The organism is Streptomyces sp. (genome assembly GCF_019510245.1).
Classification (GTDB): domain Bacteria; phylum Actinomycetota; class Actinomycetes; order Streptomycetales; family Streptomycetaceae; genus Streptomyces.
Genome location: NZ_JAEKKT010000144.1, coordinates 98,367 through 124,210, shown reverse-complemented (window position 1 = coordinate 124,210; position 25,844 = coordinate 98,367). Strand labels below are relative to the sequence as shown.

21 protein-coding genes, 1 tRNA gene and 3 pseudogenes are annotated in these 25,844 nt (G+C 73.2%); 11 read left to right on the top strand and 14 right to left on the bottom strand.

From position 1 onward, the window contains the following. From tdh to JF597_RS24905, 6 genes and pseudogenes are all read left to right on the top strand, one after another. A partial coding sequence (gene tdh / locus JF597_RS24930; RefSeq protein WP_293998792.1) for an L-threonine 3-dehydrogenase occupies positions 1–869 on the top strand: 869 nt, incomplete at its 5' end. 31 nt (positions 870–900) lie between these two features. Further along, positions 901–2,094, top strand: coding sequence for a glycine C-acetyltransferase (locus JF597_RS24925; protein ID WP_293998789.1), 1,194 nt, complete (start codon positions 901–903; stop codon positions 2,092–2,094). 88 nt (positions 2,095–2,182) lie between these two features. Further along, on the top strand, positions 2,183–3,085 hold the full coding sequence (locus JF597_RS24920; protein ID WP_293998786.1) for a LysR family transcriptional regulator: 903 nt from the start codon (positions 2,183–2,185) through the stop codon (positions 3,083–3,085). Positions 3,086–3,110: 25 nt separating this feature from the next. Beyond that, positions 3,111–3,305 (top strand): annotated as a pseudogene (locus JF597_RS24915) (cupin domain-containing protein); the annotation flags it as partial. Continuing rightward, positions 3,302–3,837: pseudogene (locus tag JF597_RS24910) on the top strand (GNAT family N-acetyltransferase). The pseudogenes JF597_RS24915 and JF597_RS24910, both read left to right, overlap by 4 nt. Positions 3,838–3,867: 30 nt before the next feature. Beyond that, positions 3,868–4,230, top strand: a complete 363-nt coding sequence (locus JF597_RS24905; protein ID WP_293998784.1) for an MmcQ/YjbR family DNA-binding protein — start codon at positions 3,868–3,870, stop codon at positions 4,228–4,230. Here JF597_RS24905 and JF597_RS24900 read toward each other — a convergent pair whose 3' ends face one another. Together JF597_RS24900 and JF597_RS24895 are read right to left on the bottom strand one after the other, a co-directional pair. Further along, positions 4,231–5,142 (bottom strand): transketolase, encoded by a 912-nt coding sequence (locus JF597_RS24900; RefSeq protein WP_293998782.1) that lies wholly within the window; start codon positions 5,140–5,142, stop codon positions 4,231–4,233. A gap of 41 nt (positions 5,143–5,183) precedes the next feature. Beyond that, positions 5,184–5,894: a transketolase gene (locus JF597_RS24895; protein WP_293998779.1), complete on the bottom strand. Its 711-nt coding sequence runs from the start codon at positions 5,892–5,894 to the stop codon at positions 5,184–5,186. A gap of 141 nt (positions 5,895–6,035) precedes the next feature. On the opposite strand from JF597_RS24895, the gene JF597_RS24890 reads away from it, so the two are divergent. Beyond that, positions 6,036–6,109 (top strand) — tRNA-Pro (locus tag JF597_RS24890). A 51-nt stretch (positions 6,110–6,160) separates the two neighbouring features. On the opposite strand, the gene JF597_RS24885 is transcribed toward JF597_RS24890, so the two are convergent. Next, a complete protein-coding gene (locus JF597_RS24885) occupies positions 6,161–8,365 on the bottom strand; it encodes a hypothetical protein (RefSeq protein WP_293998776.1) in 2,205 nt (734 codons plus the stop codon). A gap of 163 nt (positions 8,366–8,528) precedes the next feature. On the opposite strand from JF597_RS24885, the gene JF597_RS24880 reads away from it, so the two are divergent. Further along, positions 8,529–10,529, top strand: coding sequence for a PQQ-binding-like beta-propeller repeat protein (locus tag JF597_RS24880; protein WP_293998773.1), 2,001 nt, complete (start codon positions 8,529–8,531; stop codon positions 10,527–10,529). An 89-nt stretch (positions 10,530–10,618) separates the two neighbouring features. Here the strand turns inward: JF597_RS24880 and JF597_RS24875 are convergent, their stop codons facing one another. The 9 genes and pseudogenes from JF597_RS24875 to JF597_RS24835 form a co-directional block, all read right to left on the bottom strand. Next, positions 10,619–11,284: a response regulator transcription factor gene (locus tag JF597_RS24875; protein ID WP_293998770.1), complete on the bottom strand. Its 666-nt coding sequence runs from the start codon at positions 11,282–11,284 to the stop codon at positions 10,619–10,621. After that, positions 11,281–12,492 carry a histidine kinase gene (locus JF597_RS24870; protein WP_293998767.1) on the bottom strand — a complete coding sequence of 404 codons (1,212 nt, stop codon included), beginning with the start codon at positions 12,490–12,492 and terminating at the stop codon, positions 11,281–11,283. The genes JF597_RS24875 and JF597_RS24870 overlap by 4 nt, the downstream gene beginning before the upstream one ends. A 2-nt stretch (positions 12,493–12,494) precedes the next feature. Further along, positions 12,495–13,022 carry a hypothetical protein gene (locus JF597_RS24865; RefSeq protein ID WP_293998765.1) on the bottom strand — a complete coding sequence of 176 codons (528 nt, stop codon included), beginning with the start codon at positions 13,020–13,022 and terminating at the stop codon, positions 12,495–12,497. Between the two features lie 124 nt (positions 13,023–13,146). Further along, positions 13,147–14,124, bottom strand: coding sequence for a fumarylacetoacetate hydrolase family protein (locus JF597_RS24860; RefSeq protein WP_293998763.1), 978 nt, complete (start codon positions 14,122–14,124; stop codon positions 13,147–13,149). 22 nt (positions 14,125–14,146) lie between these two features. After that, positions 14,147–15,085, bottom strand: coding sequence for a VOC family protein (locus JF597_RS24855; protein WP_293998761.1), 939 nt, complete (start codon positions 15,083–15,085; stop codon positions 14,147–14,149). Positions 15,086–15,095: 10 nt separating this feature from the next. Continuing rightward, positions 15,096–16,103, bottom strand: a complete 1,008-nt coding sequence (locus tag JF597_RS24850; protein ID WP_293998759.1) for an amidohydrolase family protein — start codon at positions 16,101–16,103, stop codon at positions 15,096–15,098. Further along, positions 16,100–17,272: an FAD-dependent oxidoreductase gene (locus JF597_RS24845; protein WP_293998757.1), complete on the bottom strand. Its 1,173-nt coding sequence runs from the start codon at positions 17,270–17,272 to the stop codon at positions 16,100–16,102. The genes JF597_RS24850 and JF597_RS24845 overlap by 4 nt, the downstream gene beginning before the upstream one ends. Before the next feature lie 143 nt (positions 17,273–17,415). Then, positions 17,416–18,390, bottom strand: a pseudogene (locus JF597_RS24840) (cyclase family protein). Beyond that, positions 18,369–19,349 carry a fumarylacetoacetate hydrolase family protein gene (locus JF597_RS24835; RefSeq protein WP_293998755.1) on the bottom strand — a complete coding sequence of 327 codons (981 nt, stop codon included), beginning with the start codon at positions 19,347–19,349 and terminating at the stop codon, positions 18,369–18,371. Before JF597_RS24835 ends, JF597_RS24840 begins: the two are co-directional and overlap by 22 nt. Positions 19,350–19,469: 120 nt before the next feature. On the opposite strand from JF597_RS24835, the gene JF597_RS24830 reads away from it, so the two are divergent. Further along, entirely contained in the window at positions 19,470–20,372 is a 903-nt protein-coding gene (locus JF597_RS24830) for a LysR family transcriptional regulator (RefSeq protein WP_293998752.1), read from the top strand. Positions 20,373–20,484: 112 nt separating this feature from the next. Here JF597_RS24830 and JF597_RS24825 read toward each other — a convergent pair whose 3' ends face one another. Continuing rightward, positions 20,485–21,714, bottom strand: coding sequence for an MFS transporter (locus JF597_RS24825; protein WP_293998749.1), 1,230 nt, complete (start codon positions 21,712–21,714; stop codon positions 20,485–20,487). A gap of 410 nt (positions 21,715–22,124) precedes the next feature. Between JF597_RS24825 and JF597_RS24820 the strand changes: the two genes are divergently transcribed. Further along, on the top strand, positions 22,125–23,033 hold the full coding sequence (locus JF597_RS24820) for a TIGR01777 family oxidoreductase (RefSeq protein ID WP_293998746.1): 909 nt from the start codon (positions 22,125–22,127) through the stop codon (positions 23,031–23,033). 68 nt (positions 23,034–23,101) lie between these two features. Beyond that, complete coding sequence (locus JF597_RS24815) at positions 23,102–25,300, top strand: SpoIIE family protein phosphatase (RefSeq protein ID WP_293998743.1); 2,199 nt, start codon at positions 23,102–23,104, stop codon at positions 25,298–25,300. Here JF597_RS24815 and JF597_RS24810 read toward each other — a convergent pair. Continuing rightward, a complete protein-coding gene (locus JF597_RS24810; RefSeq protein ID WP_177233264.1) occupies positions 25,297–25,824 on the bottom strand; it encodes an NUDIX hydrolase family protein in 528 nt (175 codons plus the stop codon). The genes JF597_RS24815 and JF597_RS24810 overlap by 4 nt on opposite strands. Positions 25,825–25,844: the final 20 nt, after the last annotated feature.

The following is a 25,844-nucleotide window of genomic DNA, read 5'->3' as shown; positions in this document are numbered from 1 at the left end:
CCATCACCACCCCGCTCGTGGTCGGGCACGAGTTCGTCGGCGAGGTCGTGGCGACCGGCCGGGACGTCACCGACATCAAGGCGGGCGACCGCGTCAGCGGCGAGGGCCACCTCGTCTGCGGCAAGTGCCGCAACTGCCAGGCCGGGCGGCGCCACCTGTGCCGGGCCACGGTGGGCCTCGGCGTCGGCCGGGACGGCGCGTTCGCCGAGTACGTCGCGCTGCCCGCCGGCAACGTCTGGGTGCACCGGGTCCCCGTCGACCTCGACGTGGCCGCGATCTTCGACCCGTTCGGCAACGCCGTGCACACCGCACTGTCCTTCCCGCTGGTCGGCGAGGACGTCCTGATCACCGGCGCGGGGCCGATCGGTCTCATGGCCGCCGCCGTGGCCCGGCACGCCGGTGCCCGGCACGTCGTTATCACCGACGTCAGCGAGGAGCGCCTCGACCTCGCCCGCAAGATCGGCGTGAGCCTCGCCCTGAACGTGACGCAGGCCGGGATCGCCGACGGACAGCGGGAGCTGGGGCTGCGCGAGGGCTTCGACGTCGGCCTGGAGATGTCCGGCCGCCCCGAGGCCATGCGCGACATGATCGCCAACATGACGCACGGCGGCCGTATCGCCGTACTCGGCCTGCCCGCCGCGGAGTTCCCCGTCGACTGGGCCCGGATCGTCACCTCGATGATCACCATCAAGGGCATCTACGGCCGTGAGATGTTCGAGACCTGGTACGCGATGTCGGTTCTCCTGGAAGGCGGACTCGACCTCGCCCCCGTGATCACCGGCCGCTACGGCTACCGCGACTTCGAGGCGGCCTTCGCCGACGCGGCGAGCGGCCGCGGCGGCAAGGTCATCCTCGACTGGACCGTGTAATTCCTCGCGTCATCCCCTGGGAGCTTCTGGCATGTTCGACTCCGTGCGCGACGACCTGCGCGCCACCCTCGACGAGATCCGCGCCGCCGGCCTGCACAAGCCCGAGCGCGTGATCGGCACCCCGCAGTCCGCGACCGTCGCCGTCACCGCGGGCGGCCGCCCCGGCGAGGTCCTCAACTTCTGCGCCAACAACTACCTCGGTCTCGCCGACCACCCCGACGTGATCGCCGCCGCCCACCAGGCCCTGGACCGCTGGGGCTACGGCATGGCCTCCGTCCGCTTCATCTGCGGCACCCAGGAGGTCCACAAGGAGCTGGAGGCCCGCCTGTCGGCGTTCCTCGGCCAGGAGGACACGATCCTCTACTCCTCCTGCTTCGACGCCAACGGCGGTGTCTTCGAGACCCTCCTCGGCGAGGAGGACGCGGTGATCTCGGACGCCCTCAACCACGCGTCGATCATCGACGGCATCCGCCTCTCCAAGGCCCGCCGCTTCCGCTACGCCAACCGCGACCTGGCCGACCTGGAACGGCAGCTGAAGGAGGCGCAGGGCGCGCGGCGCCGGCTGGTCGTCACCGACGGCGTGTTCTCCATGGACGGCTACCTGGCCCCGCTGCGCGAGATCTGCGACCTCGCCGACCGCTACGACGCGATGGTCATGGTCGACGACTCGCACGCCGTCGGCTTCGTCGGCCCGTCCGGCCGCGGCACCCCCGAGCTGCACGGTGTGATGGACCGCGTCGACATCATCACCGGCACCCTCGGCAAGGCCCTCGGCGGCGCCTCCGGCGGCTACGTCGCGGCCCGCGCCGAGATCGTCGCCCTGCTCCGCAAGCGCTCACGCCCCTACCTCTTCTCCAACACCCTCGCCCCGGTGATCGCGGCCGCCTCGCTGAAGGTCCTCGACCTGCTGGAGGCGGCGGACGACCTGCGGGTCCGGCTCGCGGAGAACACCGCGCTGTTCCGCCGCCGGATGACCGAGGAGGGCTTCGACATCCTCCCCGGCGACCACGCCATCGCCCCCGTGATGATCGGCGACGCGGCGCAGGCGGGCCGGATGGCCGAGCTGCTGCTGGAGCGGGGCGTGTACGTGATCGGCTTCTCCTATCCGGTGGTCCCGCAGGGGCAGGCCCGGATCCGCGTCCAGCTGTCCGCGGCCCATTCCACGGACGACGTCAACCGCGCGGTGGACGCCTTCGTCGCGGCCCGCGCGGAGCTGGCGGGCTGAACAACGGCATCGGCGGCCCGAACCGCACCGGCGGGCTGAACGGAGCCGGCGCTCCGGGTGGCTCCGACATGTTGCGATAATCAACCTCATGATCGAAGCGCGGCGGCTCCACATCCTCCGTGCGGTGGCCGACCACCGCACGGTGACGGCGGCTGCCGCCGCGCTCTATCTGACCCCCTCGGCCGTCTCCCAGCAGCTGACGGCCCTCGAACAGGAGACCGGCCACCGCCTGGTCGAGCGCAGCGCCAAGGGCGTGCGGCTGACCGCGGCCGGCGAGATCCTGCTCGCCCACACCAACGCGGTCCTCGCCCAGCTGGAGCGGGCCGAGGCCGAGCTGGCCGCGTACGGCTCCGGCGAGGCCGGCACGGTCACCGTCGCCGCCTTCGCCACCGGCATCGCCCAGGTGGTCGCGCCGGCCCTGGCCCACCTCGCCCGCACCGCCCCCGGCATCCGTATCCGCGTCCAGGACGCCGAGGGCGACGCCAGCCTCCCGATGGTCCTGGACCGGCAGGTCGACGTCGCGGTCGCCGTGGAGTATCGAGGGGCGCCGCCCGCCGACGACCCCCGGCTCACCCACGTGCCGCTGTACGCCGAGCCGTTCGACGCCGTCGTGCCGCTCCACCACCGGCTGGCCGAGGCCTGCGAGGTCCCCCTCGCCGAGCTGGCCAAGGACACCTGGATCGGCCCGTACCCCGGCAACCCCTGCCACGACGTGGTCGTCCTGGCCTGCGAGAGCGCCGGCTTCCAGCCCCGCCTCGAACACTCCTCCGACGACTTCCGGGCCGTGGTGGCCCTGGCCGCGGCCGACGCGGGCGTGGCCCTCGTCCCGCGTTCCGCGCTGCGCGGCACGGACCTGACCGGCGTGGTCGTGCGCCCCGTCGACGGCGTCGCCCCGACCCGCCGGGTCTTCGCGGCCGTACGACGCGGAGCCGAGGCCCATCCGCTGATCCGCCCGGTGCTCGACGCCCTGAGCGAGGCGGCGGGGCTGTGAGCCTTCCTTGATGCGGGCGTTCCATTACGACCGTCCGCCGCTGCCCGGCCTGGAACAGCACATCTGGGTGCTCGACGGGAGCCTGGCCGTGACCGCGGAGGGGGCCGAGCACCTCCTGGGCGCCGGGGACTGCCTGCGCTTGCGGGTGTGGGGGCCGACCCGGTTCCGGTGCGCGGGACCGGCGCAGACGCGGTACGTGCTGGCGGTGGTGCGGCCGTGAGAACACTGCGTCTGGAGGAAGAGCAACTGTCGCAGCGCGTGGGGGAGTTGGCCGAGCTGCTGGTCGACACCGTGAACGGCGGGGCGTCCGTCGGCTCCTCGCCCCCTTCGGGCGGGAGCGGGCCGCCGCCTGGTGGCGGGAGCGGGCCACCGCCGTGGCCGCCGGGCAGCTGGCCGTCTGGGCCGCGCTGGACGACGCCGGCCGGACCGTCGGCACGGTGGGCCTCGCCTTCCCCCACCCCGGCAAACCGAACAGCCCGCACCGCGCCGAGCCGGTGAAGCTGATGGTCCGCCGCGACGCGCGGGGCCAGGGCATCGGACGCGGGCTGCTGGCCGACGCCGAGGAGGCCGCGGCCGCCGCCGGGATCACCCTGCTCCATCTGGACACCGAGACGGACAGCCCCGCGGAGCACCTCTACCGCTCGGCCGGCTGGACCCGCGCCGGGGTCATCCCCGACCACGCCCTCGACCCCACCGGCGTACTGCGCCCGACGACCCTCTACTACAAGCACGTGCACGCCGCGGCCGGGTGACTGTCAGTGGCAGGGGCTACGGTTCGGGGCATGCCGGACGCCGAAGACGTACGCCGTGTCGCCCTGTCCCTGCCGGACACCAGCGAGAAGACCGCCTGGAGCATGCCCACGTTCCGGGTCGCCGGGAAGATGTTCGCCACGCTGCCCGAGGACGAGACCTCCATCGCCGTGCGCTGCCCCAAGGAGGAGCGCGACGAACTGGTGCTCGCCGAGCCCGGCAAGTTCTGGATCGCCGGTCACGAGGCCCAGTTCGCGTGGGTCCGGGTCCGGCTCGCCGCCCTGGAGGGCGAGGGGGAGCTGCGCGACATCCTCGCCGACTCCTGGCGGCAGGCGGCCCCGCCCCAGCTCCTGGACTCCTACCCGGAGCTGGGGCTGCCCGGCGAGGAAGGCTGATCACCCGCGGGCCGCTGCCCCGACGAAGGCGGTGATCCGCTCCCGCAGGCTCCCCGCGTCCAGCCCGTGCGCGGCCACATGCTCCTCGACCGTTCCGTAGCGCCGCAGCTCGCGCCGTCCCACGCCCAGCCCGAGCACCCGGTGCGGCACCTCGGCGAGCGCCCCGCTCACGGCGGGCGTGGACGTCCCCGCCAGATACGGCTCGACCAGCACGACGTCCGTCCCCGCCGACTCCGTGGCGCGGCGCAGCGCGGCGGCGTCGAAGGGCCGTACCGTCGTCGCGTACAGGACCGTGACGTCCAGGCCCCCGGTGGCGTCCAGGACGGCGTCCAGCATCGGGCCGACGGCGACGACCACACCGGAGCGGCCCTCACGGACGGTACGGACATGCTGCCCGTCGACCGGAAGCGGTTCCCGGTTGGCCTGCGCGGAGAGGCGCACGTACACCTTGTCGTCGCCCGCGGCCACCGCGTGCCGCAGCAGGCTCTCCGCCTCGTCCGGGTGCCCCGGCACATGCACGGTCCAGCCGTCGAGGGTGTCGAGCAGCGCCACGTCGCCGGGCGCCATGTGCGTGTAGCCGCCGGCCGGCCAGTCGAAGGAGGCGGCCGCGCTGACCAGCACCGCGCCCGCGTCCTGGTGGCCGAGGTCCAGCTTGACCTGCTCGAAGGGCCGCTCGACGAGAAAACTGGCGAACGTGTGCACCACCGGCCGCAGCCCGGTCAGCGCCAGCCCGGCCGCCGCCCCGACCAGCAGCTGCTCGCGGATGCCGACGTTGATCACCCGGTCGGGGTGACGCCGGCGTGTCTCCTCCAGGGTCGCCGCGCCGATCTCGGCGAGGACGACCACGACCCGCGGATCCTCGTCGAGGAGCCGGGAGACGACGGGGACGAAACGGTCACGCATGGTGTCCATGGAGGTGAGTGCCCTTCCTGTGCGAAGTGCCAAACGGCCGGTCAGAGGGACTTGGGCTCGACACGGGCCACCACCACGTGCGGGCGGCCCGGATGCGGGGCGGTGAACGCCTCGTACAGCGCCTCGTGGTCACGTCCGTCGACGGTCACCGCCGACCAGCCGGCGGCCTCGAAGCGCGCGCTGATCCCGCCCGGCCGGGCGTGCCGGGCGGAGGAGTTGTCGACGACGACGGTGTGCAGCCGCTCCAGACCGGCGGGCCCGGCGAAGGCGATCGCCTCGTGATTGCTGCCCTCGTCCAGCTCGGCGTCCCCGGTCAGCACCCACACCCGGGGCTCGTCCAGCCCCTGCAGACGCAGCCCGAGAGCCGTCCCCACCGCGATCGGCAGCCCGTGCCCCAGGGAACCGCTGCCGATCTCGACGCCCGGGACGAGGGTGCGGTCGGGGTGGTGGCCGAGGGGGGAGTCGTAGGAGCCGAAGCCCGGCAGCCACGACACCGGGACGAAGCCCTTGGCGGCGAGCACCGCGTAGTACGCCATCGGTCCGTGTCCCTTGCTCAGCAGGAACCGGTCCCGGGCCGGGTCGTCGATCCGGTCCGGGGCGACCCTGAGCACCCGGTCGTAGAGCACCCACAGCACGTCGAGCGTGGAGGTCGCGGCCGGTCCGTGCTTCTCGTCGCCGGTCATCAGGCTCATCAGGCTCATCAGGGCCGGCAGACCGGCAGGACCGCGTGTCTGTTCCTCGGTGGTCGTCATGCCGGGGATCCTGCGACCTCAACCAAACTTGAGGTCAAGCGGCCGCCCGCCCCGGACGAAATGCGTGCACGACCACCGAGTCGAGTGCGGTATTGTTTCCCTGCACGTTAGGGCCAGGGAAACCCCAGGTCAGACGGGCACCGGGACGTGGCGCAGCTTGGTAGCGCACTTGACTGGGGGTCAAGGGGTCGCAGGTTCAAATCCTGTCGTCCCGACGGTGCGAAGGGTCTTCGCAGGCGAGAGCCTGCGGGGGCCCTTCTTCTGTGTCAGCGGCGCGGGGCGAGGACCGCCATGTCCGCGCCGAAACCGACCACCAGCCGCCCGTCGGGCGCGACCGCCAGTCCCCTGACACGGGAGGGAAAGGCGTACGTACCGGTCTGCCGCCCGGTGCTCGCGTCCCACATCCACACGGTTCGGCCGCCGCCCGCGACGACGACGGGGCGACCGTCCAGCGTGCCGGTCGCCCCGGCAGCCACCCGACCGGTGTGTCCGGTCAGCGGCGGTGCCAGCAGTTCGCCGGTGGCCAGGTCCCACAGATGGACGGCCTCGGCCCGGTGGCCGGTGAGAACGACGCTGCGGTCTCCCAGCGTCGCCAGGGCCAGGGCGCCGCGTTGCTGCGGCTGCACCCCCGTCCATCGGCTCGCGGTCAGGTCCCAGACGCGGCCTTCCTCGGTCACACCGACGAAGCGGCCGTCGACTGCCGCGAAGAACTTGATGAACGGGCTGGTGTATTCGCCGGTCGACCGTCCGTGCAGCTCTTCCCGGCTGCTCAGGTCCCACATCCGCACCGTCCCGTGTCCGCCGCCGCGCGTGAGGAGGGTGGGCCGTCCGTCCACCGTCCCCACGGCCAGCAGGTCCACGGCGGGCGCATGGCCGGTCAGCGGCTCACCGAGCTGTCCCTTGCCGTCGAGGTCCCAGAACCGCACGTTCGAGTCCGAGCCGCCGGTGACGACGACGCCCCTGCCGTCCACGACGGCCGTGGCGACCCCCACCACGGAGCCGGCATGACCGGTCAGCGGGTCGCCCGTCTTCCTCTCACCGTCGAGGTCCCAGATCCGGACCGATCTGTCGGCGCCGCCGGTGACCGCGAGGTGGCGCCCGTCGACCACCGCCGTCGCCACACCCCGTACGGCCGCCTCGTGACCCGTCAGCGGCGGACGCAGATGCCGGGCGGTGGACAGGTCCCACACCTCGACCGGCCCGTCGGCGGAGGCGACGAGGGCGGCGGGGCGGTCGTCGAGCAGGCTCATGGCCGCGGTCTCGACGGACATGGCCGCGACGGGCGCCCCGACCTGCTCGCGCGTCGCCAGGTTCCAGACGTGCACCTCGTAGGCGTTGGCGCTGACGGCCAGCGGGCACTCGGACGCGGGGTCCGTCACCAGAAAGTGTGCCGTGGCGTTGAGGTCCAGGCTGACGCACAGCCTTGCTCCCTCGTCGCTGTCAACGCCCCCTTCCGCCGTCCGGTCGTCCGCCTGGTCGACGGAGACGGAAGACTCCTCGGAACGGTCGCCCAGGGCACCGAGCTCCCGTCCTGTGGTCAGGTCCCACACCCGGACGGTTTCCTCGCCCGTGATCAGGTCCGTCGCCGCGAGTTCCCCGGAGTGGCTGGTGACAACGACGGGACGACCGTCCAGCACCGCCGTCGCCAGCGCGGACACGAAGCCGGTGTGAAGGGTCGGCAACTCCCCGTGCCGGGAGAGGGTGGCCAGATCCCACACCCTCACCACGTCGTCCACGCAGGCGCCGACCACCGCCGGCCGACCCCCGACCACCCCCGTGGCCAGCGATTTCACCCAGGAGTCAGCGCCCGCGGAGCACGCACCGACCAGCTCTCCCCCCGCCAGGTCCCACACCCGGACGGTTCTGCCGGGGCCGCCGGTGACCGCGACGGGACGACCGTCCAGTACCGCTGTCGCGAGGACGGGACGACCGTCCAGTACCGCTGTCGCGAGAGCGTGCACGGCGCCGGCGTGAGCGGACCCGGCCGAGCCGAGCCGGCCGCCCGTGGCCAGATCCCACCTGTGCAACGTGCCGTCCTCGCAACCGGCGACAGCGACACCACGGCCGTCCACGACCACGGTCGCCAGCACGCCGACCGCGGCCGGCACCGGCAGCGCACACCGCAGCCGGGAGTCCAAGCCGCTGCCGGTGGCCCACCGCACCGCCCAGGGGTCGTCCGTCTCCTGGCGGACCGCGACCCGGGCGATGCCTCTCGCCAGGTCCTGGTTCCCGTGCCTGGCGGCGTCCAGCGCCAGTACCTGCCGCCGCACCCCCGCACCGGCGTCACGGTGCACATGCCCTGACGCCCGGTACACCGCGGCCGCCAGCACCTCCTCCTGCCCGGAAGCGCCGTCCAGGCCCGCGAGAACCAGCTCCGGGTCGCCGTGCACCAGCCATCCGGGATCGGTCAACCGCCCGTTCGTCGCCGCGACTTCGCTGGCCGGACCAGCGTTTCGCAGTTCATCGGGCATGACCGGGATGGTAGCCGCGCCACCCTCGCCGACCGTCCGCACATACGCCGAGGGCATGCCCGGACACCCGACCCGGTCCCCGGTTGTCAGTGCTGACTGCGAAACTCCTTCCATGATTCCGAAACTGCCCTTGCACAGCCCCCGTTGGCGGGAACTTGACGGTGTGAAGGCCGACGAGGTGGAAGTACTCCTGGAGCAGTTGGCTGCTGCGGCTGCCCTCGAGGGCGGTGCGGCTGCCGCCGGGAGCGGCGAGGCGTGGCGGCAGACCTGGACGTCCCTGACCGGCGGTCTGATGGACGACGGAGTCGTCGCCGACGGAGCGTACGCCGCACTGCCGCATCTCGTCGAGGCGGTGGCGGCCCTGCCTCCGGGGCAGACCGCGGACTTCTGGGTGGACCTGGGATGCATCGTGACCGCCGATCACCTGCCCCCCGTCCCGGCCGATCTCGAGGCCGGGTTCGGTGCCGCGCTGCGTCTGGCCGAGCGGGCGGCCGCCCGGAGTCTCCTCGCCGCCGGTGTACCCGCGCAGGTCTGTGCCCGCCTCGTGCTCTCCTGTGCGGCCTTCGCCGGCCACCACACGGGCGAGGCGCTGAACCGGCTCCTCGATCCCCGCGAGAGCGGCCTCCTGCTGGTGTGTCCCGGGTGCGGGAGTGACACCGAGATCCCCGGGTTCTTCGCGGACCCGGCGCGTCCGCCCTCCCGGGCTCCGGGGCTTCCTGATCCCGCCCCGGTCCGGCAGACAGGGCATCCCTGGGGGGAGTTCGCCGCGGCGCTGCGGGAGGACGCACTGGGGGAGGGCTGGGAGCCCTTCCTGCGGGTGGCACGCGACGTCGCGGTGGCAGGGGTGTCGCCCGGGATTCCGGGGCAGGCCGTCCTGTGCCTGGTCGCCGGCATGGTCGCGGTCAGGGGCACCCCGCAAGGGGCCGCAGAGGAGTTCGCCCGTCAACTGATGGCGCTCACCGGGCACTTCCGCTGCTGGGACTGCGAGCGGACGTGGACGATCGCCGACGGCCTGGCGGAGAACCCGCACGGGGCGCGCCCCGCACGGCATCGGGCGGATGCGTGGACGGACTCCGGCGGGCCGGCGACCACGACGGAGTCGGCGGCGGCCGGACGTACGGGGGAAGCCGCGACCCGGTTCCGGCAGGACGGGAACGCGGTGCTCGCGGCCGACGGCACGCCCTGGGGCCGCATATCGGTGTTCTCCGAGTCCGCGCCCGGCTCGTCCGGGGGAGTCGACGCACTGGCGGTGGTGTCACGCCCCGGCCGGCCGACGCTCGTCGCCGGTGCCGGGGCGAGCGGCGTGGTGCGCCTGTGGGACGCGGCCGACGGCCGACTCGTCCACGACCCGCTGCCAGGACATCCTGACCGTGTCCGCTCGATGACGTCCCTGCCCCTGCCCGACGGCCGCGTCCTGCTGGCGAGCGGAGACGACGCCGGGACGATCGCGTTGTGGGACCCCGCCACCGGGCGGCCGCTCCGCGAACCGGCCGGCGACCGGCCCGGCGGGGTGACCGGAATGTGTACCGCGACCGTCCCCGACGGCCGTACCCTGCTCGTCACCGCCACGCCCCGGGGCGCGGTCCGGCTGTGGGATCCGGACACCGGTGAGTGCGTTGGGCGCCTCAACCCCTACGGCAGTCCGATCCAGTCGATCGCCGCCGTCCCGATCGCCGCCGGCCACACCCTGATCGCGGCCTCGGACACCGCGGGCCGCGTCCACGTGTGGGATCCGGCCGTCGACGACCCCTGGGAGCGGGGCGCGGCCGTGCAGCTGAGTGCACCTGCCCTCGCCGGCGCCGACCACCGGGTGGCAGCGGTGGCGGCTGCGCCCGCACCCGGCCGCGCCGTGCTGGCCACGGGAGACAACCGCGGCACGGTCATCCTGTGGGACCTGGCCACCGGTGCCCCGATCGGCGAGCTGCCCTACTCCACCGGCACCGCCGGCCTGCCGGTCATCACCGCCGGCACGCTGCACGGCGGCCGCACCGTCCTGGTCACCGGCACCCGGCACGGTCACCGACTGCGGCGGTGGGAACCGGCGACCGGCGCGGTGGAGCACCTGGCCCTGGACGTGGCGCTCACCTGCCTGGCCACCACGGGTCCCGACCTGATCGTCGGACACGACCGCGGAGTCCTCGCTCTCCCGCTCACCGGACAGTGAACGCGCTCGGTGGCAACCCGCCTCACCTCATCGCGCGCGGCAGCGGGACGGATGCCGTTCGGGACGTCGTGGCTTCTGCGGCGGGGAGGTCAGGTCAGGCCCGCCTCGATGGCGCGGCGGATGGCGTCGGCCCGGTCGCGGATCCCCGCCTTGGCGAACAGGTTGTTGATATGGGTCTTGACCGTGGCCTCGCTGATGAAGAGCTTCTCGGCGATGCCCCGGTTGGGCAGGCCCTGGCCGATCAGCGTGAGCACTTCGCGTTCCCGGGGAGTGAGGTCCTCGGGCAGACCCTGCACGGGTGCCGGCGCCTTGGTCCTCACGGCGGCGAGCAGCCGGTCCTGCACCTCGCGGTCGAGCACGGACTGGCCGGCGGCGGCGGCCCGGATCGCCCGGGTGATGTCCTGGCGTCCCGCGTTCTTGGTGAGGTAGCCGCGGGCCCCGGCGCTCAGCGCGCCCAGGATCGAGTCGTCGTCGGCGAATGTGGTCAGCACGACCACCGCGACCTCCGGGTACTCCTCGCCCAGCCGTCGGGTCGCCTCGATCCCGTCCATCACGGGCATGCGCAGGTCCATCAGCACGACGTCCACCGGCCCGGCGGCGACAGCCGCCAGTACCTCGCCGCCGTCGGCCGCCGCGGCGACGACGTCGATGCCCTCGGACAGCCCGAGCACGGCGGCCAGCGGCTCCCGGACGGCGGCCTGGTCGTCGGCGACGACCACCCTCAACCGCTGCGGCTTTTCGGTCGGTTCACTCATCCCGGGATCACTGCCTCCACTTTCCAGCCGCCCTGGTCCGGTCCCTCGGTGACCGGGCCCGCGGTGACGGTGCCGCCCAGCAGGGCGACGCGTTCGCGCATGCCGATCAACCCCATCCCGCTGCCGGCCCCCGCCATCACCGCACGCGTGGCGGGGCGGTTGCGGATCCTCAGTGTCACCGAGGAGCCGGCGAACTCCAGCTCTGCGGCGGCATCGCCCCCGGGAGCGTGCCGGGTGGCGTTGGTCAACGCCTCCTGGGCGATCCGCAGCAGGTTCTGCGTCACCGGAGGCGGCACATCCCGGACGGTCCCGGTGACGGTGAGCACGTCGTGGTGGCCCGACGATTCGAGCATCGCGGCAAGGCTCTCCAGGAGCGGCAGCGCATCCTCGCGCAGGGCCTGCACGGTCCACTGCGCCTGCTTCAGGCTCTCTCTGACCAGGCCGTGGGCTTTGTCGTTGGCCTCCCGGACCTTCTCGAGGTCACCCGTGTCGATCAGGGCGTCGGCGAGTTCCAGCTGCATGTTGATGCCGGCGAGCGAGTGCGCCAGCACGTCGTGCACGTCCCGGGCGATCCGGCTGCGTTCGGTCAGTACGGCGGTCCGGGCCTCGGCGCGGGCGGCGCGTTCGGCCGACTCGGCCGCCGCGATCGCCGCCACCACGGCCCGCCGCCGGCTGCGGTTGACGATGCCGATCAGGACCGGGGCGCCGGTGGCGAGACCGACTGCCCAGGGCAGCACGTCGTGCCCCGGCCCGAGGCCGAAGTACAGGACACCACCGCAGAGCAGACTGCAGATCCCCGCGAGCACGAGGGCCGGCCGGGTCTCCAGCCGGTATCCGATGTGACCGGCGAGGAAGAAGGCGAACAGATAGCCCGGTCCGCTGCGGCCGGCACCGATCAGGGCGGCCGCCGCGACGACGCCGAGGGTCGGCCAGAGGAGGGCGAGATGCCGGGGCACCCTGTGCTCCGGCAGGTGCCGGGCCAGCAGCGCCGCAGAGTTGATCGTGTAGAGGACGGCGACGGCCAGGCTCCAGCCGCTGAAGCCCATGGGGCGGACCGTCAGGATGCCGATGACGATCACCGCGAGGGTCGGCACCCACTGCACACGCGGGTCCCGCCCGGGAACCGGCGGCGGGGCCGCCCCCTGGGCCGCGGGCCGGCCAGGGGGCGAAGCGCTCTCCGTTGCGGACATGGCCAGAACATAACGCACGGTCAGGCCGCGTGGTCGAGGACGGGCACGGGACGGGTCACCGCCCGGGCGATCCGGCTCCGTACGAAGATCGTGGCCAGCCGCGTGACCACCTCCGTCAGTGCCATCAGGACGAACGCGGCCACCCAGGCCTGCCCGCTGGTGATCTGGTGGGTGGCGCTGAACCGGGCGACGTCGTCGGCGCCTCCGCCCTGCTCGGTCCACAGCTGGAAACCCATCCGTGCTCCCATGCCCACGATCCACAGGATCGCCGACACCGCACCGGCCTTGATCAGGACGTGCTCACCGACGATCCGGAGCCGGGTGCAGACGCCCCCGGCGACGCCGAGCGCGGCACCGACGGCCATCAGGACCCCGATCAGCACCAGGTCGTTGCCCGCGGTGGGAACGCCGTCCAGGTACTGGTGAGCCACGAAGGCCACGATCCCCAGCGGGATCAGGAAGGACCTGAGGTCGAGCCGGCCCTCCCGCAGCTGCCGGAAGACGACGAGGACGAGGGCGATGTCTGTGATCCACTCGGTTGTTGTCATGCCCGACAGCCTGCTGCGACGACGCCCACAGCACCTGGACCCACAGGTGGAACCGGGGGTGGAGTTCGGTCCCTCCCCCGGTGTCCACCCCCCTGCCGGGCCAGGTGTGGGCCGGCCCTGGCGCTCACGCCCCGGGCCGTTCCCGGGTACGGCGTCGTGCGGGCGGTACCGGCACCGGATGGGGGCCGGCCACCACGGTGTTGGACACGCTGCCGAGGCCCTCCACCGTGAGCGTCACCGTGTCGCCGGGCCCGAGCGGCGGCGGGTCCTGGCCGCCCCGGACGCCCCACAGCTCGGCCAGACAGCCGCCGTTGCCGCAGGTGCCGGAGCCGAGGACGTCCCCGGGGCGGACCCAGGTGCCGCGGGAGGCGTAGGCGACCATCTCCTCGAAGGTCCAGCTCATGTTGGAGAGCAGGTCCTCGCCGACCACCTCGCCGTTGACCGAGGCCGTGAGCGCCAGGCGCAGGAAGCCCTCCTCGTCGCGGTACCCCGCCAGCTCGTCGGCGGTGACGAGGTACGGGCCGAGGGTGGTGGCCGTGTCCTTGCCCTTGCACGGACCCAGACCCACTCGCATCTCGGCGGACTGGAGGTCGCGGGCCGACCAGTCGTTGAGCACGGTGTACCCGACGATGTGCTCACGGGCCTGCCCGGGGGTGAGGTCGCGGCCCTCCTTGCCGATCACGGCGGCGACCTCCAGCTCGAAGTCGAGCACGGTGGATCCCGGCGGCGCGGGGATGTCGTCGTGGGGGCCGTACACCGCGTAGGGGTTGGTGAAGTAGAAGGTCGGTGCCGCATACCACTGCTCCGGTACCCCGGCGGCTCCGTCCACCGACCGCCGTACACCCTCGACGTGTTCCTCGAAGGTGACGAAGTCCCGTACGGTGGGCGGCTGGAGCGGCGGCAGCAGGCGTACCTCGGAGACATGGGGGCCGGCCGGTACGTCGAGCGTCGCGGATCCGGCGTCGAGCAGCTCCGGCAGGCCGCCGCCCCCGGCGAGCAGGCCCGTCAGCGAGGTGACGCCGGGCAGGGGGCAGAGCGTGCCGTCCTCCGCGACGACGGCCACCCGGCGTCGGCTGCGGTGTTCGTACGTGGCGAAACGCATGGTGATCAGGGCTCCGGGCCGGTCAGACCGGCGGGGCGACGAACACGCCGCGGTCGACGTCGTTGAAGGACTCCTTGGCGACCAGCTCGTTCATCGGGTTCGCCGTGCCCCACTGGTCGGTGACCTCCGGCTGGGAGAAGTCGTAGACGTGCGGGTGCCAGGTGTCCTCGTCCAGGAGCTCCAACTCGGTGGTGTACTCGACCGTGTTGCCGTGCGGGTCGAGGAAGTAGGTGAAGGTGTTGTCACCCGCCGTGTGGCGTCCCGGGCCCCAGACCTTCCTGAAGCCGGCCCGGATCACCCGGCCGGAACCGCGCAGGTACTCGTCGATGCCGCGCATCTCGAAGGAGACGTGGTGCAGCGAGGTGTGCGGGCCCCTGGCGATGGCCATGGAGTGGTGCTGGTTGCTGATCCGCATGAAGTGCATGACATCGCCGACGTGCGGCGAGCTGAGCGTGTCGGAGTGCCGGAAGCCCAGGTGGGTCTCGTACCAGGAGCGGGTCCGGTCCAGGTCGGGGGAGTTGAGCACGGCGTGGGAGAGCTTGACCGGGATCGATTCCCGCTCCTCGATCCTGCGGTGCCGGCGTACGGCCACGTCCGCGGAGACCTCGACGGTGCGGCCGTCCACGTCGAAGAAGCGGAAGCCGTAACCGCCCCCGGGCGTGTCCACCTTGCCCGGCTGGGAGATCAGCCGCACGCCACCGGCGAGGAGTTCCTCGGCGAGAGTGTCCACGTCCGCTGCCGAGGCGGCGCCGTACGCGACCAGGTCGAGCCGCTTCTCGTCGGACTTGCGCAGCCGGATGACGTAGTTCTCGGGCGAGCCCTCGGCGGCCAGGAACGAGATCCCGGAGTCCTCGGCGACCTTGGTCAGGCCCCAGACCCCGGCGTAGAAGTCGAGCTGCTTGTCGTAGTCGGGCACGGCCAGGTCGACGTGCCTGAGATGGGTGAGCAGACGGTTGCGCATGGGGATCCTCCTAGAAGAGGTCGAGGAGTGCGGCGGCGTTCGCCCCGCGCACGGACTGGAAGTCGCGGCCGGACAGGCCCGCGGCGCGCAGGGCGCCGAGCGGGTCGTCGGTGCCCATGTCGAAGGGGAAGTCGGAGCCGAGCAGCACCCGGTCGGCGCCGGCGACCCTGATCAGCTCCCGCAGGACGGCCGGGTCGTGGACGAGGGAGTCGAAGTGCAGCTGCCGCAGATAGCTGCTCGGTTCCCGTGCGCACCCCCGGGCGTCCGGGCGCACCCGCCAGGCGTGGTCGGAGCGGCCGAGGTGGGTGGGGAGATAGCCGCCCCCGTGCGCGGCGAGCAGCTTCAGCGCCGGGTGCCGGTCCAGCACCCCGGAGAAGATCAGATGCGAGAGCGCGACCGCGTTCTCCGTCGGCTGGCCCACGGTGTTGGAGAGGTACCAGCGGTCCAGCCGCTCGTCCAGCGTGCAGCCGAAGGGGTGCAGGAAGAGGAGCGCGCCCGTCTCCTCGGCGCGTGACCACAAGGGCTCGTACGCGGGGTCCGACAGCTCGTGGCCGGGCGCGTGCGAGGAGATCTCCACGCCTCGCAGCCCCTGCTCCAGCGCGTGATCGAGCAAGTCGTCCGCGATGCCGGGATGCTGGAGGGGGACAAGGCCCAGACCGTACAGGCGCTCGGGAGCCTTCGCGCAGTGGGCGGCCGTGGACTCGTTGGCCAGCCGGCAGACGCGCGCGGCCAGTTCGGGTTCCGCCCAGTAGTGGTAGTGCGAGGGGGAGGGGCTGACCAGCTGGATGTCCACGCCCTGCGCGTCCATGGCGGCCAGCCGCGCGGCCGCGTCCGTCAGCCTCGGCACGCGCGAGCCGACCATCGGGCCGTTCACCTCCAGGGCGGCCGGTCCGTCGCGGCGGGCGTCCAGGGCGCGGGCCTCGGCGAGTCCGGGCCGGCCGGCCACGGCCTCCTCGACCGCCGGGACCAGGAGGTGGGCGTGGACGTCGATCGTGGGGGTGGGCTCGGGGCCGGTCACGGGCGTTCCTTCAGCGCGGTCAGGGTGCGGTGCATCAGGCCGGGCACGTCCGCGTCGCGCGCCCCGTCGAGCAGCCACCGGGCGAGCTGAACGGAGGCGTCGACGACCATCCGCACCCGGGGCAGCCGACGGGCGTGGTAGGCGGTGAGGAGGCGGTCGTCCCAGTCGCCGGGACCGGCCAGCAGTTCGGCCAGGACCAGGGCGTCCTCCAGGGACATGGCGGCGCCCTGGGCGAACGTGGGCGGGCAGCAGTGGGCGGCGTCGCCGACCAGCACGATGCGGCCGCGGTGCCAGGGGCCCTCCACCAGGTGCCGGTCGAACCAGGCGTAGTTGACGGCCGTCGGGTCGGTGAACGCGGCCCGCAGCTGCGGCCACACACCGCCGTAGGGCTCGCTGAGCCTGCGCATCTCGTCGGCATACGAGCCGGGGTCGACCGCGGCGCGGTCGCGGGCCGGCTCGACGAGGTACGTGTAGACCGTGTCCTCGCTGGTCGGGCAGTACCCGGCGATGAAGCACGGGCCGCCGTAGATCATCTCCGTGCGGGTGATCCCGGCCGGACGGGGCGCGGGGGCACGCCAGATGCCCATGCCGGTGGGTACGGGCTCGTCGGTGATGCCGATCATCCGGCGGGTGGCGGAGTGCAGGCCGTCGGAGCCGGCCACCAGGTCGTAGCGGCGGCTCGTCCCGTCCGAGAAGGTGACGTCGACGCCGTCCTCTCGCTGGTCGAAGGCGGTGGCCCTGATGCCCAGGCGGATGTCGGCGCCCGAGGCACGGACCTGCTCGATGAGGAGTTGCTGCAGGCGCGGGCGCTGCATGCCGATGTGGGCGGGCAGGTCGTCGCCGCCGGTGCGCAGCTCCTCGTGGGCGGCCAGGACGGTGCCGTCGGGGGTGAGGACGGCGACGCCGTCGGCGGTGTACCCGTCCTTCTCGACGGCGTCGAGGACGCCGACCTCGCGCAGGACGCGCAGGGCGTTGCCCTGGAGGGTGATACCGGAGCCGAGTGAGGCTTTCCAGTCCGGGTCGGCCTCGATCAGGTCGACGGCGATCCCAGCCCTGCGCAGGAGCACGGTCAGCGCGTTTCCGGCGGTACCGCCGCCTATGACGAGGACGTTGGAGGTCCCCCCGCTCGAGCGGAGCCGAGAGTGGGGGAGAGCGGAGGTGGGTGTCATCTCGGGGTACCTCCCGGGATCGGGCCGCGCGGGTTCGGGCGGCGGGGATGCGGCTCTCGCCCGCCGCGGACGCGGGCCAGGAGTGCGGGCGGGATGCGCCGCCGCTGTCCGGGGAGGACGGCGCATCCGGTGGCCGTGCGGGGCTACTTGACGGCGACGGGGTTGACGGGTGAGCCGACGGCTCCGGTGATGGGGAGGGGTGCGGCGGTGAGCCAGAACTCGTACACACCGTCGGCCGCGCAGTCCGCGGCGAGGCCGTCGAGGTCCCACATCTCGCCGATCAGGAGCCCCATGTTGGGGATGGCGACCTGGTGCAGCGGCTGGAAGGCGTGCTCGAACTCGTTGGGCCGTACCTCGAAGCCTCAGGTGTCGGTGGCGATCGCGGCGATCTCGGTGCCGTGCAGCCAGCCGGCGGTGGTGAAGGACAGTCCGGGCGCGGGCCCCCCGGCGTAGTCGCCCCAGCCGTCGCGCTTGGCGCGGGCGAGGTGTCCGGTGCGGACGAGGACGATGTCACCGCGGCCGACGCGCACGCCGTGGGCCTCGGCGGTCCCCCTCAGATGTTCCTCGGTGATCGCGAACCCGTCGGCCAGCTCGCCTTGGGAGCCGACCGCTCGGCCCACGTCGAGCAGCACCCCCCGCCCGGCGACGTGCGGTGCCATGTGCTCGATGCCGGTGACGAGGTCACCGTCGGAGGTGACCGTGCGCGCCGCGTCCCGGCCGTTCCACGCCTTGCCGTGGTCGAAGATGTGCCCGAGCCCGTCCCACTGGGTGGAGCACTGCAGCGGCATCGCGATCACGTCGTCGGCGCCGCCGATGCCGTGCGGGAAGCCCTGGTTGCCGAGGGCGGCGTCGGTGCCGGTGTCCAGCATCGTGTGCACCGGGTTGGTCCGCCGCCGCCAGCCCTGCTGCGGCCCGTCCATGTCGAACCGCTGGGAGAGCGAGAAGCTCTCCCCCCGCCGGACCAGCGCGGCGCCCTCGCGGCGCTTGGCCGCGTCGAGGAAGTTGAGGGTGCCGAGCACGTCGTCGGCACCCCAGCGCCCCCAGTTGGAGTACGCCTTGGCGGCCTCGGCGATCGCGCCCTCGGGGTCGTCGCGGTTCACACGGACTCCTCGACGCATCGGGTGCGCTGTACACCCAGGCCGGTGATGGAGCCCTCCATGACGTCGCCGTCGCGCAGCAGCCGCCCCCAGTGGATGCCGTTGCCGGCCGGGCTGCCGGTCAGCACCAGGTCGCCGGGGAGCAGCCGAGCGGTCTGCGAGATGTAGGACACCAGCCGGGCGACCCCGAAGAGCATGTCCTTGGTCGACTCGTCCTGCATGGTCTCGCCGTTGAGCCTCAGCGTGACCCGCAGATCACCCGGGTCGGCGATCGACTCGGCCGGCACGATCCACGGCCCGAGCGGGGTGAACCCGGGCGCGTTCTTGCAGCGCAGCCAGTCGGTGCCGATGGCCTTCATGTCCCGGCGGAACACCGTGGCCCGGTCGGTGAGGTCGTTGGCGATCGTGTACCCGGCCACGTGCTCCAGAGCCTCCGCCTCGGACAGCCGATGGCCGGGCTTGGCGATGACGGCGGCCAACTCCAGCTCCCAGTCCGGCTGTTCGGCCCAGGAGGGAAGCACGACGTCGTCGTAGGGACCGGCCACGGTGCTCGGCAGCCCGATGAACACGTACGGCAGGTCCTCCGCCGCCCGGCGGTCCATGACGGCGGCGATCTCCGCCCGCGCCTCATCGACCGTACGCGGGTCGTCGGGGGAGCGGTGGGCGACCTCCAGGTCGATCACGTGCTGCCGGTAGTTGGCGCCGGACTGGAAGATCTGCCGGGGTTCGACCGGCGCGTGCACCCGCAGGCTGTCCAGGGAGTACCGGTCGGGGCCGGGCGCGTCCGCCAGCGTGTGCAGGACGGGCCGGAACTCCTCCCACCGGTCCAGGACGGACCGGACGTCGGCCGGTGCCCCGTCCAGGGCTCTGCTCAGGTCCAGCACCCGGTCCGCGGCCACGAGACCGGGGAAGCGAGGCCCCTCCGGAGTGGAGAACGTGCCGAGCGCGAACGGGCCGGCAGGTTGCCCGAGTGTTGCCATGAGATTTCCTCCCGCTGGGTTGCGGTCTACTGTGGCCCTCGTCAACGGATCATGGAAATAGATCCTGTGGATACGGACAATCCATCCGATGGATAGCTCTGACCTGCCAGGTGGTGCCCGGTGAACCTGTCCCGACTCGACCTCAATCTGGTCCTCGCCCTGCGCGCGCTGCTGGAGGAGCGCAACGTGACGCGGGCAGGCGAACGCGTGGGGCTGAGCCAGCCCGCCATGAGCGCCGCCCTGGCACGCCTGCGCCGCCACTTCGACGACGACCTGCTGGCCCGCACCGGCAACGCCTACGAACTGACCCCGCTCGGCGTGGCCCTGCGCGACCGCAGCGCCACCGCGTGCGACCTGCTGGAACGGGTCTTCTCCAGCCAGGCCGACTTCGACCCGGCCGCCGAGAGCCGCGAGTTCACGCTGCTCGCCTCCGACTACGGCGCGGCCGTCTTCGGCGCCCCGCTCGCCCGCGCCCTGCACCACGAGGCCCCCGGCATCCGCCTCACGTTCCGGCACACCTCGCCGGCGGTGGAGGAGAACACCGCGACGGTGCTCAGCACCATCGACGGACTGCTCCTGCCGCACGGCATCATCGACGGCTTCCCCGCGGTCGACCTGCACCAGGACCGCTGGTTGTGCATGGTCGCCGACGACAACCCGGAGGTGGGCGACGAACTCACCCTCGACCACCTCGCGCGCCTGCCCTGGGCGGTCTACCAGCGCCCCTACGACGCCCCCGCGGCCCGCCAGCTCAGCATGCTCGGCATCAGCCCCCGGGTGGAGGTCTCCGTGCAGACCTTCCAGCTCCTGCCTCACATGGTCGAGGGCACGCGGCGGGTCGCGATGATCCAGGAACGGCTGGCACGGAGGGCGGCGAGTTCGGCGGCGGTGCGGGTCCTGCCGTGCCCCTTCGAGGCCGTACCCGTGCAGGAGGCCATGTGGTGGCACCCGGTGCACACGCAGGACGCGGCCCACATCTGGTTGCGGCAGAAGGCGGCGGAGGTGGGGGCAACGTTGATGTGAGTGCCGCGCGAGGTCGATATGAGTGCCGCGCGAGGTCGTGGGGCGGGTGCGGCCACGTCGTGGCTGGTCGTGCCCGTGCGGCGGAGCCGCACACCGGTTCTGCCCGGCGCCCCTAGGGAGTTGCCGTTCTGCCCGTTGCCAGGACGCCCGCCACCAGGGCTGCTGCCAGGCCCAGGATCCCCACCGCCCCCGCGAGACTCCCCACCGCGGCCTCCCCGGCGAGCAGCACCAGCGGGCACACGAACTCGCCGCCGAAGAAGGCCGCCGTCCACAGCCCGGTGCCGCGGCCGCGGTCCTCGAAGGCGAGCCGGGACATGGCGCTGGTCAGCAGAGCGGGCAACAGCATCCCCGTACCGACGCAGTTGACGACCGCCCCGGCGACCAGCAACGGCGCGTTGCCCGCCAGGAACATCAGCCCGAAGCCCACCGCGCACACCGCCAGGACCGCGGGCAGCATCGGGTCCGGCGAGCGCTTCAGGCGGGCGAAGAGGACCGCGCCGCCCACCGTCGCCGCGCTGGCGACGGCCGTGGCCAGTCCGATCACCCCGGAGTTCCGCACCCCGAGGTCGTCGAGCAGGTACGACATCTCGACCGGGACCGTGTAGAAGACCATCGCCCCGAAGAAGGTCAGGGCGCAGATTCCCCCCAACTGCCGCCAGGGGAAAGGGCGTCGGTCCTTGCCGGTCGGCGCCCCGGTCACCGCCGCGCGGGGGGCCGGGCCCGGAAGCGCCGTCGCCATCAGCGGGGCCAGCACCAGACTCACGGCGTACACGAGGAACGGCACGCGCCAGCCGGCCGATCCGGCCGCGCCGCCGAGCACGAAGAAGACCGTGGCCGACGCGGACGCGCACATGGTCTGCAGGGCGAGGTACTTCACCCGCCGCTGCCCCGAGTAGTAGTCACCGATCAGTGTGGTGCAGCACGTCATGATCGCGGCCTCGGCCACACCGACCAGTGCGCGGCTCGCGATGATCGCGCCGAGCGAGTCCAGCCAGAGCGGGGCCGTGCCGAACACGGCGTACAGCAGAGTCGCCGCGACCAGCAGCCGCTTGCGGCCGAGCCGGTCCACGATCACCCCGGCGAACGGGGCCAGCACGGCGAGGGCCAGCGCCGGCACGGTCAGCGCGAGCGGCACCAGTGCCCTGGCCCCCGGCACGGCTGCGAAGTGGTCCTGCATCTTCGGCAGGACGGGGGCGATCAGCACCGCCCCGAGGATGGGCAGACAACTGCCCGCCATCAGCAGGGCCACCCGCAGCAGATGGGCGGGGCCGGAGACGGCCGGGGGTGGCGGGGCGGTGCCGTCGGCCGCAGTGGCGGACGGGGGCGGAACGGAACCGGGCATCACGACTCCAGGAACGGTGAGCGGAGCGGGCATGCCCGCGGGCGCGGAGGGGGTACGGCATGCCGGGGACGACCGCACGGCAGCGGCTGTCCGGACAGCGGCGTGCGGGTAGGCACGACTATGGGCGGTCCGCCGACCGCCCGCCATCCTCCGCGCGATCCGAATCCCGTATAGCCGGGCATCCAGGCCATGGATGGCCCCGCCCGCGCGGCAGGCCCGCCCTCGGCGTGCGGACGGGCCGACTCGGGGCGGCCGGACAGGGGCCCTGTCCGGCCGAGCGGCCGCCGGGGGAGACGGGGTCTCCGGGGCCGACGCCGGCGGCCCGGTCGCTGATGCCGTGCGGACATCCGGCCGGAGTAGTCTGACGGCGGGAGTTTGAACTCTCAAACAATCGCTCATCGGAGAACGTCATGCGCGTCGCGATCACCGGATCCAGCGGACTCATCGGTTCCGCACTCACCCGTTCCCTCCTCGCCGACGGTCACCGGGTACTGCGTCTGACCCGCGGCCGGACCGCGGACCGGGCGGCGGACGGCAGTGAGTCCGCGGCCTGGGAGCCCGGCGCCCGGCTGGACCCGGGCGTCCTGGACGGTGTCGACGCCGTGGTCCACCTGGCCGGAGCCGGCGTCGGCGACCGGCGCTGGACCGCGGCCTACAAGCAGGAGATCAGGCTCAGCCGTCTCCGGGGGACGCGGACCGTCGCCGAGGCCTGTGCCGAGGCCGCCCAACGGCCCCGGGTGCTGATCTCGGCCTCGGCCACCGGCTACTACGGCGACACCGGCGACCGGGTCGTCACGGAGTCCGACCCGGCCGGAGACGACTTCCTGGCCTCCGTCTGCGTCGGCTGGGAGGCCGCCGCCGCGCCCGCCGAGCGGGCCGGTGTCCGGGTCGTGCACCCGCGGACCGGTCTCGTCGTCTCCGCCGACGGCGGCGCCTGGGGCAGGCTCTTCCCGCTCTTCCGGTACGGCCTCGGCGGCCGGCTCGGCTCGGGCGACCAGTACTGGCCCTTCATCTCGCTCACCGACCACATCGCCGCCCTGCGCCACGCCATCGACCACGAGGAGGTCGCCGGTCCCGTCAACTTCACGGCCCCCGAGCCGCTCACGAACCGCGAGATCACCCGTGCGACGGGCCGGATCCTGCACCGGCCCACCCTCGCCGCCGTACCCGCCTTCGCGCTGCGCGCCGTCCTCGGTGAGTTCGCCGACGGCATCACGGGCAGTTGCCGCGCCGTGCCGGAAGGCCTGCTGAAGGCGGGCTTCACGTTCCGGCAGCCCGGCATCGACGAGGCGCTGCGCGCCGCGCTGGACCGGGGCTAGTGCGGCGGTCCCGACTGGCCCCGTCCGGCCCCGGTGGTCGCCCCGACCTGCCGCGTTACCCTGTCGTTATGTGCCCGAACCGTCCGGAAGGGGCCGAAGCCGACTCGTCCCCGGCCGCCGGGGCACGGGCGCTGGCGCTGGCCCTTCGGCAGGCGGCGGCGGGTGTCGGCGGACAAGGCTCCCTCCTGCACCGGTGGGACCCCGGCGCCGGCCGGCTGACCCTGGTGGCGGTGGACGGTGTCGACGCCGGGACGGCGCGGGCCTGGGCGGAGCTGGACGAGGAGCAGGACGTACCGCCGTCCCGCGCGCTGCGCCGCGGCGTCCTCGTCCAGGTGGCCGGGGACAGCCTCGGGACCGGCGCGGCCGGCACGGTGGCGGTCCCTCTCCTCGGGACCGGCGGGCCTGTCGGCGCGCTCTCGGTGCTGCTGTCCGCGGCCGGCGAGCCCGACGACGTACAGCTGTCCTTCCTGCACGCGGTGGCGGCCTGGACCGCGCAGCGCCTGGAACAGGCCGACACGAAGCCGCCGCACGGGGAAGCCGCGTCCGGGCGCGAGCGCACGGCCGGGGCGGAGGAGCTGACCGCGAGGCTCGCCGAGGCCGTCACCGTCCAGGACGTCGTCCAGGCCGTGGCGCAGCACGTCCTGTCACTGTTCAGCGCCGACGGACTGGTCGTCTCCGTCTTCGAGGGCGGCCGGCTGACCAGGGTCGGCGAGGTCGGCTACCCGATGGACTACCTGAAGCGGTTCGAGGGCCCGCTCAACGCCGGCCTGCCCGTCACCGACGTGCTCCGGACCCACAGGCCGCAGTTCATGGAGTCGCCGGCCCAGATGTACGAGCGCTACGCCGCCGTCACGGACAGGATCCTGATGGGGACCTCGCCGAAGATGGCGTGGGCGTTCCTGCCGCTGGTCGCCTCCGGGCGGGCCGTCGGCATGGCGATCCTGTCCTACAACCAGCCGCGCCCCTTCGACCAGGAGGAACGCACCCGCCTGACCGCCCTCGGCGCTCTGGTCGGCCAGGCGCTGGAACGGGCCCGCCTATACGACCTCGAGCACGCCCGCGCGCAGGAACTGCAGAGCGCCCTGCTGCCCGGGACCCTGCCCCGGCTGCCCGGCGCCGTCGCGGCCGCGCGCTACGTGCCGGCGGGCCGCGGCGAGCAGGTGGGCGGCGACTGGTTCGACGTGATCCCGCTCTCCGCGGACCGGGTCGCCCTGGTGGTCGGCGACGTCATGGGCCACGGCATCGCCGAGGCCGCCACCATGGGCCGGCTGCGCACCGCCGTACGCACCCTGGCCGACCTCGACATGGCCCCGGACGAACTGCTGGGCCACCTCAACGACCTGGTCAGCGACCTGGGCGAGGACTTCTACGCCACCTGCCTCTACGCCGTCTACGACCCGGTCGGCCGGACCTGCTGCTACGCCCTCGCCGGGCATCCGCCGCCGGTGTTCGTGCATCCCGACGGCACCGTGCACAGCCCCGTGGTGAGCCCCGATCCGCCGCTCGGTGCCGCCGCCCCGCCGTTCGCCGTGCACGAACTGCCGCTCCCGGACGGCAGCCTGGTCGTCCTGTGCACCGACGGGCTCATCGAGTCCGACGCCCAGGACGCCGAGCAGGGCCTGGCCGAGCTGCGGCGCGTCCTGCGCCGGGCCGGGGTCCGGCCGGCCCGCTTCACCGGTGCCGACCAGGAGGAGGACGCCCGGGTCGTGGCGGAGCTGTGCGACACGGTCGTCTCGGAGCTGCTCCCGGACCGGGAGCGGACCAACGACGACGCGGCCCTGCTCATCGCCCACACCCGGGCCATGCCGGCCTGCGACATCGCCTCCTTCGGCCTGCCCGACGACCCCCGGGCGGCCGGCCAGGCCCGTGAACTCGTCCGCGACCAGCTCGCCCGGTGGGGCCTGGACGACCTGGCGACGACCACCGAACTCCTGGTGAGCGAGCTGGTCGGCAACGTGATCCGGCACGCCAGGGGCCCCATGCGGCTACGGCTGCTGCGCAGCCGCATCCTGACCTGCGAGGTCTACGACGGCAGCCTCAGCACCCCGCGCATCCGCCATGCCACCTACACCGACGAGGGCGGCCGCGGCCTCCAGCTGGTCGCCGCCCTGTCCCGGCGCTGGGGCGCCCGCTACCTCAGCGACGCCAAGTGCATCTGGACCGAGCAGGACATCCCGAACGGCTCCCGGACCGGCTCCCCGCACGAATCCGCGGCCGCCGCTTCGGGCGAACCGGACGAGGACGAGGAGCCGTTGACCGCCGCCTAGCTCACGAACCCCACATGGGCCAGGGCCTGCTTCAGCAACACCCCGTGACCACCCGGCATCTCGCTCTGCACGGCCTCCAGCATGGCCTCCTGCGGGCTGAACCACACCAGGTCCAGGGCGTCCTGCCGGGGCCGGCAGTCACCGGTGACCGGCACGATGTAGGCCAGCGACACCGCGTGCTGTCGCGGGTCGTGGTAGGGGGTGACGCCCAGCGTCGGGAAGTACTCGGCCACCGTGAACGGCTGCAGGGAGGCGGGCACCCGGGGCAGCGCCACCGGGCCGAGGTCCTTCTCCAGGTGGCGCAGCAGGGCGTCGCGGACGCGCTCGTGGTGCAGGACACGGCCGGAGACGAGGGCCCGGCTGACCGTTCCGTCCGGGCCGATGCGGAGCAGCAGGCCGATGCTGGTGACTTCGCCGCTGTCGTCGACGCGCACGGGCACGGCCTCCACGTACAGGATCGGCATGCGGGCGCGCGCCATCTCCAGTTCGTCGGAGGACAGCCAACCGGGCGTGGTTTCGGTCATGTCAGACATTGCTTGATCAT